This window comes from Methanoculleus sp. UBA374, from assembly GCA_002508705.1.
Taxonomy (GTDB): domain Archaea; phylum Halobacteriota; class Methanomicrobia; order Methanomicrobiales; family Methanoculleaceae; genus Methanoculleus; species Methanoculleus palmolei.
In genome coordinates this window covers 37295-47509 of sequence record DAYL01000001.1, presented here as the reverse complement: position 1 = coordinate 47509, position 10215 = coordinate 37295, and the positions used below count along the sequence as shown (strand labels likewise).

10 protein-coding genes and 1 pseudogene are annotated in these 10215 nt (G+C 60.9%); 5 read left to right on the top strand and 6 right to left on the bottom strand.

Annotated features, from left to right (window positions below):
- The first annotated feature begins 919 nt into the window (after positions 1-919).
- Positions 920-1420, top strand: coding sequence for a Panacea domain-containing protein (locus BRA42_RS00245; RefSeq protein ID WP_292409516.1), 501 nt, complete (start codon positions 920-922; stop codon positions 1418-1420).
- A gap of 622 nt (positions 1421-2042) precedes the next feature.
- Here the strand turns inward: BRA42_RS00245 and BRA42_RS00240 are convergent.
- The gene (locus BRA42_RS00240; protein ID WP_292409515.1) at positions 2043-3068 is read right to left on the bottom strand and encodes a type II glyceraldehyde-3-phosphate dehydrogenase; all 1026 of its coding nucleotides are present in this window, start codon (positions 3066-3068) and stop codon (positions 2043-2045) included.
- Positions 3069-3303: 235 nt separating this feature from the next.
- Between BRA42_RS00240 and BRA42_RS00235 the strand changes: the two genes are divergently transcribed.
- Entirely contained in the window at positions 3304-3888 is a 585-nt protein-coding gene (locus tag BRA42_RS00235) for a GNAT family N-acetyltransferase (protein WP_292409512.1), read from the top strand.
- 24 nt (positions 3889-3912) lie between these two features.
- Here BRA42_RS00235 and BRA42_RS00230 read toward each other — a convergent pair whose 3' ends face one another.
- Positions 3913-4188, bottom strand: coding sequence for a DUF5661 family protein (locus BRA42_RS00230; protein ID WP_292409511.1), 276 nt, complete (start codon positions 4186-4188; stop codon positions 3913-3915).
- A gap of 133 nt (positions 4189-4321) precedes the next feature.
- Here BRA42_RS00230 and BRA42_RS00225 point away from each other — a divergent pair, with 133 nt between their 5' ends.
- From BRA42_RS00225 to BRA42_RS00215, 3 genes are all read left to right on the top strand, one after another.
- Complete coding sequence (locus BRA42_RS00225) at positions 4322-4552, top strand: KTSC domain-containing protein (protein WP_292409509.1); 231 nt, start codon at positions 4322-4324, stop codon at positions 4550-4552.
- 78 nt (positions 4553-4630) lie between these two features.
- Positions 4631-5569 carry an ROK family protein gene (locus BRA42_RS00220; RefSeq protein ID WP_292409507.1) on the top strand — a complete coding sequence of 313 codons (939 nt, stop codon included), beginning with the start codon at positions 4631-4633 and terminating at the stop codon, positions 5567-5569.
- Entirely contained in the window at positions 5566-6075 is a 510-nt protein-coding gene (locus BRA42_RS00215) for a dual specificity protein phosphatase family protein (protein WP_292409505.1), read from the top strand. The genes BRA42_RS00220 and BRA42_RS00215 overlap by 4 nt, the downstream gene beginning before the upstream one ends.
- 43 nt (positions 6076-6118) lie before the next feature.
- Here BRA42_RS00215 and BRA42_RS14455 read toward each other — a convergent pair whose 3' ends face one another.
- From BRA42_RS14455 to BRA42_RS00200, 4 genes and pseudogenes are all read right to left on the bottom strand, one after another.
- Positions 6119-6307: a hypothetical protein gene (locus BRA42_RS14455; RefSeq protein ID WP_394339239.1), complete on the bottom strand. Its 189-nt coding sequence runs from the start codon at positions 6305-6307 to the stop codon at positions 6119-6121.
- Positions 6308-6515: 208 nt separating this feature from the next.
- Positions 6516-7625: pseudogene (locus tag BRA42_RS00210) on the bottom strand (DUF4062 domain-containing protein); the annotation flags it as partial.
- A gap of 239 nt (positions 7626-7864) precedes the next feature.
- Positions 7865-9268, bottom strand: a complete 1404-nt coding sequence (locus BRA42_RS00205) for a hypothetical protein (protein WP_292409501.1) — start codon at positions 9266-9268, stop codon at positions 7865-7867.
- Entirely contained in the window at positions 9261-9977 is a 717-nt protein-coding gene (locus BRA42_RS00200) for an ABC transporter ATP-binding protein (protein WP_292409571.1), read from the bottom strand. Before BRA42_RS00200 ends, BRA42_RS00205 begins: the two co-directional genes overlap by 8 nt.
- Positions 9978-10215: the final 238 nt, after the last annotated feature.

The window sequence follows — 10215 nt, the reverse complement described above, 5'->3', positions numbered from 1 at the left end:
TATATTGTTCTATCTGTGTTGCGAGAACCAAGCAACCTCATATCAGGCGCGGAACGCGCCGTTGAGCCTGTGGACCTGCCTCAATGGAGGAGGAATGAAGCAGGAAGCCGCGCCCGAGAGCGCGGGGTAGTTCACATCCGTCTCACCCAGCCCTTCATGATGATGGTCTATCAGATTTTCTCGCCCTCTACCGGAAACGTTCGACCAGGGAGGCGTACGAGAGGGCCGTCCGGCGTTATCTTGAGTACGTCTACGACCTCCCCGGAGGGGAGCGCAAGGAGTACGATTATAGCGGGCTCTCGCTCCGATACCTGCAGGAAGACCGCGACCCCTTCACGGATCTGCGGGGGTTCATCGGTTTCCTGGGGACCATGCTCCGAAAACTGTTGGCCTCCATTGGACGGCCTCCCTTCTGTGGCTGGAGGAGACCAGCCTGTAGCTGAAAGCGCGCGAGCAGAAGCGTCTTGCCACCCGTCTCCTGAAGGGTGGCGCGCAGACGATGGATGCATCGATCGATCATTAGTTCCTCCAGCGGATCCTTCCTTACCTCTCTCCTGGGGCGGGCGCTCGTCCTGGTTCTTGCATTGTCGGGTATGGGGATCGGAGAGGCGTTTTTATCTCCTTTGATGATACTGATCTCGATGCCTCCCCCGCCCGGCTCTATGTGCAGGGATCGACGAGAAAGGTTAGTTCGGTAATATTAGTATAAATTGATATAATAATGTAAGTATTATATATAGGGTACATTAGAGTATAACGATGTAATACAATGCAAGCCGATGCAAGGTGTTACATTGCGGATATCTGGAATACAAGTGCAAGGGGCAGGCGCACTTGATCATGGCTTTGGATCTCTGAAAGGAGAGAACCCTGGGGAGGAGGTTTATGGCTGCATACACAATGAAAAATTCGTTTAACCATGAAAAAATTTAAACAAGTCTTACATTATGCCATTAGTCGTTCATGTCACGCTCCCAATGTCGGCAAAACAGTTCTCTACAAGATCCTGTATTTCGCCGAATTTGACTTCTATGAGTTATATGAGCGGAAGTTAACCGGCGAACGTTATTTCAGGCTTGAGCATGGTCCCGCTCCAAGTCATTTTGACGCAATTTTAACAGAACTGGAGACTGAAGGAAAAATAACTCAATTTATGGCAAAATATCACGGCTACGATCAAAAAAGATATGTTTCGAATGAGGAGCCTGACATAAGTTTATTAAGCGCCGAAGAGCTACAGCATATAGAAAATACCCTCGCAAAATATTCCAATATGACGGCGGCGCAAGTGAGCGCGTTGTCTCACATCGATCTCCCGTGGATGGCCACCGAACCTAACGGAGAAATTGACTACGAACTTGTGTTCTACAGAGACCCGCAAACTTCAGTGAGAGAATATGAACAACCTGTCTCCCCCTAATATCGCTTTTTGGGGGAATTTTGGCGGGATTTTAAAAAACTGAAGAAAAAATATAAGACTCTTGACAGTGATTGGGAAGTCTTTCAAAAGGCGTTTGTTGCGAAATATCCTCATCTATTACCCGAAACGTATCGCATCCCCTTAGGGCAAGAAGCAGGAGATGATCCAGTATATAAAGTAAAGCAATTTCGATGCCGATGTCTCAAAGGCGGCGCTCGGAGCGGTCTAAGAGTTATATATGCCATCGATCCTGCATGCAACGTTGTTACGTTTATAGAGATCTATCACAAAAGCCAACAAGAAAACCATAATGTAGAGAGGATACATGTATACTTCCAACGAAAGCGGGATTTGAGAGAGTAACTCTCAATCTCATGGGAAACCCGGACCTCTCCTAGAGTGATGTCCAGAACATCGTCACCGGGGATCAGGTTCTGGTGTGCCTTGAGGATCTCGACCGAAAAGTCTCGGCGCCGGAGAATCCCGGATGATGCCCTCGCTTCCCGGATCGGTCCGGATCGGCCGGGGGAGACTCAAACCGCCCGGTGCGTGAGGGGCGCCGCGCTCCCCCGGGAAAAATTGTTTTGGTGGGGGTGCGTGCCTTCCTCCCTCTGCCCTCCGTTCACCCGATGGCGACGAGACCGAGCGCTTTGTTGGTCGTCCTGATGGACTCTTCCGGGTCCTTCACGGTCCCCATCATGGCGCGGATGCAGTCGACGTTCTCGGGGACGACGTCGGCCTCCTGGTGGATGGCCTGGAAGCAGTAGAACTCCCTGCCGTTGAGGACCGCGACCGACTCCTCAAAGACCCCGTTCTCCCAGAGGTCCGTCCTCGGCCGGCCGAGGTCCTGGGTGTACTCCCGGAGCTGGGCGTTGCTCTTGATGCCGGTGGCCTTGCGGACGATCCCGATGCGGCTGTGGTTTTCAAGGACCTTCAGCGCCTCTTCCCGCGTGGTCTCGCGCTTCAGGTCGATCTGGACAGAGTGCATGTGCATCAACGTCGTCGGGACGATCATCGCGAGGGTGACGATGTTTACGCTCGGGAGGATGGTCTGGACATCGGGGCCGTGGTGGCTCGGGATGGTGACCGGGTTGAGGACGATGGCGTCAACCGGCCCCCGCTGGATGTCGTCGGGGTCCGCCGCCCGCCGGATCATCACCGCCCGGACCCGTTCGACGCCGAAGGCCCGATCCATGGCGGTGATGAGCCGGACGAGCCCGGTGGTGTTGCACGAGACGACCCGGGCGAACTGCCTGCCCATAGCCTCTTTGTAGTTCGCGTGGGCGTTGAAAGAGAATCCGGCGACCTCGTGCTCCTCGCCGCCCTGGAAGATCGCCTTCTTCCCGAGTTTTTCGTAGACTGGCCTGTTCTTCTCCCCGACGCCACCGGGTGTGGCGTCCACGATGATGTCGGCGGCTTTGAGCATCGTCTCCACGTCGCCGGCGACCTCAAGCCCGGCCTTCTCGAACGCCGGCTTTCTCCCGAGGTCTGCGATGTAGAGGGGGTACCCGCGCTCTTTTGCAATGTATGCTTCGGCGGAGACGCTTGTCTTTGAGACCCCTATGATCTCCATATCGGGCTGTGCGGCGACCGCATCGGCTACCCGTTTACCGATGGTGCCGTATCCGTTGATCGCGACTTTTATCATGCATGATGGAATACAGACCAAAAATTAATAAAGGTTGCTGGTTGGCGAATACAATCGATAATATACACCCTTCTCAAAAACCAGATTGCCTAACTCTCCGTCTGCATCGAACGCGCGATAATGCCGGGAAAGAAGACTCCCGATAGAATCGGGAAGATTTTTGTACGGGCGCCCGGGAGAGGGGCCGGACGGCGTCGCGGCAGGATTATTACCGGTCGGTGCCATGGGAGTATTCATGGGAACGCAACCCACCCTTGCCACCGACCGTCTGCTCCTGCGGTCGTTTACCCTCGCGGACGCTCACGCGGTTCAACGGCTGTGCGGCGACTACGCTGTTGCTGCAACGACCCTCCTCCCCTACCCCTACCCGGACGGCCTCGCGGAGGTCTGGATCACCTCCATCTGCGGGGGCATCGAGCGCGGCGACGCCGCAGCCTTCGCCGTTACGCTTGCCGGGAAGGGGACCCTCATCGGCGGCGTTCGCCTGCGGATCGACGCTGATCACGCCCGCGGCGAGCTCGGGTTCTGGGTCGCGCAACCCTGCTGGAGCCGGGGGTATGCTACCGAGGCGGTCCGTGCGGTGATCGATTACGGGTTTTGCGTTCTCGGACTGCACCGGATCTACGCCATGCACTTCTCCCGGAACCCGGCGTCCGGCCGGGTCATGGAGAAATGCGGGATGGTTCACGAAGGCTGTTTCCGGGAGCATGTCCGGAAATGGAGTGTTTATGAGGATGTGGACCTCTGGGGGATCGTCCGGGAGCCGGTCTCCCGTCCCGGGGCGTCCGCTCCCTCGCCGTTGCAGGAAAAGCCCGTATAGCCGCCGAATTGCCGCTCACAAACCTTAAGCCTTCTCCTTCGCCCAGTAGGCCTCCGCCTCGTCTTCCATCTTCTCAAGCCGGTCGTAGTAGTCCGGGAACTCGTTGAGGTGGGCAAGCGCGATCTTTGCCGTCAGGAGGAGGTCGTCGTCGGTGACGTTTGTTGCCGGGTCGCGGAGGCCGTGTTCGAGTTCGACGATCATGCCGCGCCGGAACTGTTCGACGTCGAATTCCTTCCAGGCGATCCCGATCTGCTCGCCCATCGCCTTTGCCTCTCTGGTGGTTACATCTCTTCGTGCCATGCAGGTATCCTCAAATGGAGAATAGCGTTCGAACGTTATGAGGTTGACGGGTGGGAGTGTACCCCGGGGTGGCGGGTGCGGGCCCCCCGGCGGCCGCAACCGCTATCACTACCATCGGCCACTACCCTCCGGTATGCCTCAACACTCAGCCGTGGGGATACAGTCCGTCGGCTACGACCCCACAACGAGGGCGCTCCTCATCGTCTGCGGAAACGCCAACGCCTACCGCTATGTCGGCGTTCCAAAGGATGTCTACGAAAGTCTCCTTTCCGCCGCGTCGAGGGAGCAGTTCGTCCGCGAATCGGTCCAGGGCAGGTACCCCCGGGAGAAGTATCCCTGTCTGGCGGTGGGAGAGGGCGTTTGACGCGGGATATGGGTAGGTTTATGCCGCTCGTTTGCGTAATTTCGTGAGGAGTAGACTCACTCCGGGAGAGACCATGATATGACGACCGTAATTGCCGTTGACCTCGGCGGGACCAACCTCCGTGCCGCCCTGGTGACCTCCGATGCGACCGTACTCGCCCATACCGCCGTCCCGACGCCGACTCTCGGGCCGTCCGGGACGGCGATCACCGCCGCGATCGCCGCCCGGGTGGAGGCTCTCCTTGCATCGCCGCGGGGGCGGGAGGCAACGGCTATCGGCGTCGCATCGGCCGGCCCCCTGGACCTCGGCCGCGGGCGGGTCGTCAACTCGCCGAACATGGCCTTTCCGGTCGTGGAGGTCACCGAACCCCTTGGGAAACGGTTCGGGTTGCCGGTCTCTCTGGTCAACGACGCCCGGGCAGGTGTCCTCGGCGAACGGTGGTCGGGCGCCGCCCGCGGCTCCGACAACGCCGTCTATATCACCCTCTCCACCGGGATCGGCGGTGGCGCGGTGGTGAACGGCCGTCTCCTCCTCGGAGCGGACGGCAATGCCGGCGAAGTCGGGCACATCCCCGTTGATACCCGCTACAACCTCGTCTGCGGGTGCGGCTACCGGGGCCACTGGGAGGGCTACGCCTCTGCAAAGAACATTCCGCGGTTCTTCGCGGCGTGGCGGGAGCGGGCCGGCGTCGGGCCGGTCGCCTTTGACGCCGGTTCGACCCGGGCGATCTTCGAGGCGGCCCGGGCGGGGGACCCCGTCGCCCTCGCCTTCATGGAGGCGCTCGGGGAGGTGAACGCGCGGGGCGTCTCGGCCGTCATCGTCGCCTACAACCCCGACGTGATCGTGATCGACGGGCCGCTCGCCCGCTACTACGGAGATACCGTGATCCGCTTTATGGAGCCCCGCATCGACCGTTACCTTCCCCTTCCCCGGATTGCCGTCTCCGAACTCGGCGGGCGGGCGCCGCTCCTCGGTGCTGCGGCCTACGTGCTTGAGACGGGAGGACGAAGCGCATGATCGAGATCTATCCGAACCTGTACATCGGAACACAGGAAGACTATGAGGTCGCGGTGGAAGCCCACGAGTCCTGGTGCGTGGTGCACGCCTGCCGGAGCCCCTACCACTGCCTGGCGGTCACCTACTCCCCCCTCGGCACGGTGCCGCCGGACCACCCCGAGCACCTGGTCGCCCGCCGGGGGAACCGGCTGATGCTCAACCTGATCGACTCAAGGGACCCCGCCGACGTTCCGAAGGAGGCGATAGACGCCGCTCTCGTCTTCATCGACCGGTGCCTCTCGGAGGGCCGCCAGGTGCTGGTCCATTGCGGCTTCGGGGTCTCCCGGTCGGCGGCGATCGGGCTCCTCTACCTCGCGGCCTACACCGACGTCCTGCCGACGGAGAGCCTTGCCGGCGCCGAGGAGGCTTACCGCCGGATCTATCCGCCGTACAAACCCGGCCGGGGTATCCGGGGGTTCCTTGAGGCCCACTGGGACGAATATGCGAAGAAGCGGATGGCCGCGTGACCGCAGAATGCCCCTTTCGCATGTATCCCGGGCGTTCCCGCGCTCACGGTGTATCCTCTCTCGAACCGGATTTCGGGAGCGCTACCCGGCCTTTATCGGTCAGAAGGTACTTCTGGTTCCGGCTGCCCGGTTTTTCGGGGATGGTGTACCGGATCATACGGTCGGCCAGGAGCTGACGGACGACCTTGTTGAGCTGCCCTGAGACCCTCTTCTGCCCGAGTTCCCGGGACAACTCCGCTTTTGACCTCGGGTCGCCCTCCAGGAGGAGAAGGATTCTCGTTTCTAGCGACTCTGGCTGTGACTCCGGCTGTGACTCTGGCTGCGACCCCCGCCCGGGAGCCGGAGCCCGGCGAATGATCGTCTGGAACCCGCACGCTCCCGGCAAAATCCGGCTCCGGCAGACCTGCCTCGATGCAGTGTCGGATCATGTCCCGCGTTCCCGTACCCATCCGCTCGATGTATCCGGCGAGATACATGGGCTCTGCGAGGAGCGGGTTGCCCGGTACCGACCCATGGGCCTGCCGGAGTTTTTCGAGGGTCAGGGACGGTGGGAGCTCGCCCGGGTTCCAGACCTCCAGGCGGTCCGAAAAGAGCATCACCTGCACGCTGCCGTTGCTGGTGTAATCGCGGTGGGCGACGGCGTTTACAATTGCTTCCGCCACCGCCTCTTTCGGGATCTCGTATTGTACCGGCGCCTGCGGGCCGGCCTCGCGTGTACCCACCGCGAGGGCGATCTTGCTGAGGACGAAATCCACCGCCGCGTTCACGAGATCGAAGACCGTGCCTTTGTAGACCTGATAGGATGGGATCGGTTTGGCCACCTCGGTACCGTGGAAGTGGGCGCACTTGAGCTCGGAAGAGATCAGGAATCGTTGCGGCTGTTTGCCGAAGAGGAGGACAGCCGCGTTCGTTAGTTGCCCGTCGTCGAGCAGGTTCAGATGCTCCAGCAGTTCCTGGGGAGAAGCGCCATCGACGAGGGGGAACTGTCGGGTCTTTCTGGCCGTACGAATGAACCGCGCTATACGCTCCGGATCCAGATCCTCTATCTTCGCCTTCGTGCACGGAGCCGCGTCGAAGGGACCGGAGCGGATCAACTGCTTCTCCTCCAGATATCCGACCAGCGCCGTATACAGTCCTGCGACAAGTTCGGCGGAGGTGTTGAACCGCTTTCGGATCAGGCTCGCCTGCGCCCTTCTAACGAGGGAACACATCTTCGGGTGGCGGGCCTCGTCGTCCGAGCCCTTGACGTAGATGAGCCGGTGCTTTCCTTCGGCAGTGGCGAGGTCAAACTCCCGCTCGGTCGGAGAGAGCCCCTCGGCGTTCTCGACGCCGTAGTCGTTTCCGAACAGCCCGACATAGAGGTCGCAGCGTCGAACTTCGTCCAGATACAGGTCATCTATGCGGCGGTCGGCGGCCGGGACGTCTTCGAAAAGGAAGACCTCGACGAATCGCCGCATCAGTGCGTCGCCTCGCAGGTAGTCACGGAGGGCCGCCCGCTCGTCGACAAACTCCTTCTGCACGCTGCTGATGAAGATGCGAACGGGGGTCATGCTCCCGTCTCCGCGGAGTTCAATCGCAACTGCCCCCGGATGAGCCGGAGAGTTCGGATCTTTTTGATTGCTGCTTCTTCCATCCTTATGTCGCTGATCACTTTCTGCATATCTTCCTGAGAAATACCCGCCAAAAGCAAGATAATGGGTTCAGCGTGTTTGTTGTGCCGCCTCTGTAGTGTATATTTCGGTATCTCCCGCACAGGTCTTGAAGCCGCGCCGTGCGCGGGGCGAATGTGTCAGTATCCCGGCATCTCCCACGCCTGCCACCTCGTCCGCCCGCGGGCGATGAGGAGCGCCGCCGGCGGGATGAGGAAGAGGCTCAAAAACGCGTAAGCCGGGTCGAGGATCGACGCAAAGATCAGGAGGAGGAGCGCCGGGCTTATCGCGAGCAGGTAGCAGAGGAAGACTCCGGCGTGGTAGAGCATGACGTTCGGGTGAAGCCCGGTGAGATAGACCGTCACCGAGAGGGTGTAGGCCGAGACCGAGATAAACGCGACGAAGGCCGGGAGGAACGCCCCCGCTTCGCCGGCGGTCGCCGCCGCAAGCACGAGCACCGCGACCGGGAGGATGCCGAGAAGGGCGTAACTCTTCAGTTTTCCGTCGATCACCTCCGAGACCTTCACCGGCAGGAAGGCGTAGGACGAGAAAGAGTCGAACTCGGTCAGCCAGTTATAGATGGTGGCCGAGAGCACCCCGAGAAGGACCGCAAAGACCACGAGGGGGTCGATGCCCGGGATGAACCGGATCAGGACCCGGAGACAGACCCAGACGAGGGCGAGGGGGAGGAGGAACGAGAAGATCACCTTTCCGGCGCCGCCCTCGCTCCGCAGCAGGTCGAGGGCGTCCTTGGCGATGAAGTGTGCGCTCCCGAGGGCGCGGAGCCTCCCGATGAGGGGGTCGAGGCTGTTTCTGAACCGCTTTTTCCGATCCGGGTAATCGACGGTGACAAAGAGCACCGATACGGCGGCCGGGACCAGGATGAGGAGGAGGGCGAGCGCAAGCGGTTCCGGGCCCGGGTCGATGAAGAAGGCGTACGGGGGAAGACCGGCGATGCCGGAGTGCGCCGTCCGGAGCGCGAGTGCCGCAACCGCTGCAATTACCGCAACCGCTCCGGCAAAGAGCCGGACGGAGTGTGCATAGAGGGTCGAGAGGAAACAGGCCGCGGCGAGTCCGAGGAGAAAAGCGAGCATGAGAGAGACGAGCGCGAGAAGGCCCAGGGCCGGGTTGAGGGAGATGAAGGGCGTTGCCGCGGCAAACCCCGCCGCAAAGGGGAGGACGTAGAGCAGGATGTAGTAGACGGTGTCCTTCGCAAGAAACGCGGCAAAAATCCGCCGCTCCGAGACGGGGAGGCTCCGGGAGGCGTAGGCAACGAGGCTTATCTGCCCGAACCGGCGGTTCATGAACTCGCGCCCCGCAAGACCGAACGATCCCACCATCAACCCCGCGAGCAGAAAGAAGAGATGCGCAAGAAGGGCGACCGCGCTGTACGGGAGCGCATCCGAGAAGAGCGGGAGAGTGAGCGACCCGAAGAAGGCAAAGGCGGCGACCACCGCCGGAAAGAGCGCAAACCCGCGGCTCCCGAAGACGGTCGAGTGCATCCGCCACTCTTCCTTCATCATCGCAAAAAAGAGGTCAGGCACCGGTATCGCCCCGCACCAGGTCAAGGAAGAAGGGCTCAAGGCTATGGCCGGACCGGACAAGGTCTTCGACGAAGCCGGCGTAGAGGAGCCGCCCGTTGTGGATGACCCCGATCCGGTCGCAGATCTCCTCGGCGATCTCAAGGATGTGGGTGGAGAGGAAGACGGTCCCGCCGTCCCGGACGTATTCCTGCAGGAAGTCCTTGACCGTCCGCTGCACGATGGGGTCCAGGTTGATGAGCGGTTCATCGATGATGGCGAGCCGGGGCTCGTGGAGGAAGGCCTGGGAGAACATCAGTTTCTGCCGGGTGCCCCGCGAGAGGTCTTTGCAGAGGACGTCCTTTTTGTCCCGGAACTCCAGCAGGTCAAACCAGCGGTCGCACCGCTCGCGGACGCGGTCGAGGTTCCGGATGCCGGCGACGAAATGGAGGTACTCTTCGGCGGTGAGGAAACTCGGCGGCGTTTCCTGCTCGGGGATGATCCCGACAAGTCGCCGGACCCCGATGGGGTCTTCTGCCGCATCGAGTCCCATCACCCGTGCCGTCCCGGCGGTCGGCCGGACCTGCCCGGTCAGCATCCGGATCATCGTCGTCTTGCCCGAGCCGTTCGGCCCGAGCAGGCCGAAGAGTTCCCCTTCCGCGACGGAAAGGGATACCCTGTTCACCGCGGTGACGCTGCCGTAGTTCTTCGTGAGGCTCTCCGCCTCGATCATCCGTCGCACCCGGGTTCACGCTCCACCGTCTTTCTGGTGAAGGAAGATCGGCAACAGGCATGTATAATGTCTTTCTATTCTTCTCCGACCCCGCCGGGAAGGATCTGTAGGGATCATCGTATCATCACGCTCCGTTCTTCCTTCGGGGGCTCATTCACCCCGCCGATGCGAACCATCGGCGGCACAGGTAGGTATAAGAGTCCGGGTTCGCAACCGGGGCCCATGGACGAACAGGAAC